This is a genomic window from Massilia sp. P2_C2 (genome assembly GCF_056404615.1).
Genome location: NZ_JBFUDR010000581.1, coordinates 1 through 1,559, shown reverse-complemented (window position 1 = coordinate 1,559; position 1,559 = coordinate 1). Strand labels below are relative to the sequence as shown.

The window sequence follows — 1,559 nt, the reverse complement described above, 5'->3', positions numbered from 1 at the left end:
TACACGTCCTGCACTTCGTCGACGATGTAGCGGGCCAGCGCTTCGATACCCAGCAGGCGCAGGATGTCTTGCGGATCGGCCGGGCCGTCCACGATCATCTCGCCCTTGTTCACCACCTGGCCGTCGTGCACCACCATCTACTTATCCTTTGTGATCGCGATTACATGAGTTTGGTAGCGCTAGAAACTAAATGTTTATTATCACAATAGACGCGTCATCCTCAATACGGCTCTCAATAAACGTCTTAATGGCACTTGAAAAATCCCCAACATCACCATGTGCCGAAGATAATTCACACATTTTACGCTTATTTAATGCCTTATAAACTCCATCGGTAAGCAATAGGATACGATCTCCGCGCTCTAAATCAAACTTACCTTTTTGAATTGAGAGTGGAACACCTTTCTCTACCGAGTGCGTCAAAACGTTCCTACGACGATAAGTCTGTGCAGTTGCCTTGTTTAAAATTCCCTCTTTAAGCAGTAGCGCCACTTCTGTTTGATCTTCGGTAAGAGTTTTAAGTCCATCGCCACGAACGATATAAAGCCTGCTATCACCGGTGTGTGCGAATCTCAATCGTGAACTATTGCAAAAAACTACTGTAGCAGTAGTTGCGGCGCTCGGCATCTTTAGAGAATTAACGTATTGATGCGCATTTTTGATGATGGTTTCTGGATCGCAGTTTTTCGCGCCTAGTGCTTCTTCTGCAGCACGCTTAACGCATTGCGACGCATAACGCCCGCCCTGCGAACCGCCGACCCCATCTGCCACTAAAGCAATTATTTCATCGTCTCCTGATCTCGCGATGTAAGTCGTATCTTGGTTATCGCCTTTTGGACCCGGCAACGAAAATTCGAAAGTAACCATATTAGGGGACATGCACGGAGATTTGTGGATGAAGATCTTCTTTTCTGACAGAAATTGACCTAAATAGATGGGCCAATCGTCCAACGAGATTAACATCGTTAGTTTTCGCGTCTAATAACATTCGCTTGACGACAGACGGAGGACAATCCGGGCCAGCAAGCTTCACGAACTTATTCTCTACATACCACCTGTTGTGGGATGTGCCCAATTCTAGCAGCGCCAGAAGTGATATTGCCTTTGTCGCGACATCGCCCCGCTGTACAAAATAAGCTAACCGATCTGCCAATACGTCGCAGTATCCAAATTCAAAAAGGTTAGTAAGCACGTATTTCGCGAATTGCTCAGCCATATAATTAGCAGCCGGATTAGAGGCCATGTAAGCTCTCTCAATAAACTCGACGGTGAACGCCCTATAAATGTTATAAAGCTGCGTGCCGTCTGCCGCGCTGATCATATCGATAATCAAATCACAATCAGCTTCCGCTAACGATTCTGCAACAAATATTCCGAGATCTACATTGGTTACGGCAGGAACTGTCGAGTTTTCAAATTCTACCAATGCCTCAAACAAATCAGCACGTAATTCTTCGACATTACGATATCTGAGGTACTGTTTTGCCTTTGTACACTTCGCTATTACTTTTCCGATTTTCCCGTTTCCGTCCGACAGTTCGGAGTAAGGAACCCTTGCC

At 45.9% G+C, this 1,559-nt stretch carries 2 protein-coding genes; both read right to left on the bottom strand.

Annotated features, from left to right (window positions below; genetic code table 11):
* Positions 1 to 186 precede the first annotated feature (186 nt).
* Positions 187 to 867 carry a PP2C family protein-serine/threonine phosphatase gene (locus tag AC1DYX_RS31025; protein ID WP_477266055.1) on the bottom strand — a complete coding sequence of 227 codons (681 nt, stop codon included), beginning with the start codon at positions 865 to 867 and terminating at the stop codon, positions 187 to 189.
* Between the two features lies 1 nt (position 868).
* Positions 869 to 1,559: hypothetical protein (locus AC1DYX_RS31020; protein ID WP_477266053.1), on the bottom strand; the 691-nt coding region annotated here is incomplete at its 5' end.

What these genes read in the sequence shown, in the direction of transcription:
- AC1DYX_RS31025 (WP_477266055.1), bottom strand. Translation starts at nt 867, where the DNA reads ATGGTTACTTTCGAATTTTCGTTGCCGGGTCCAAAAGGCGATAACCAA.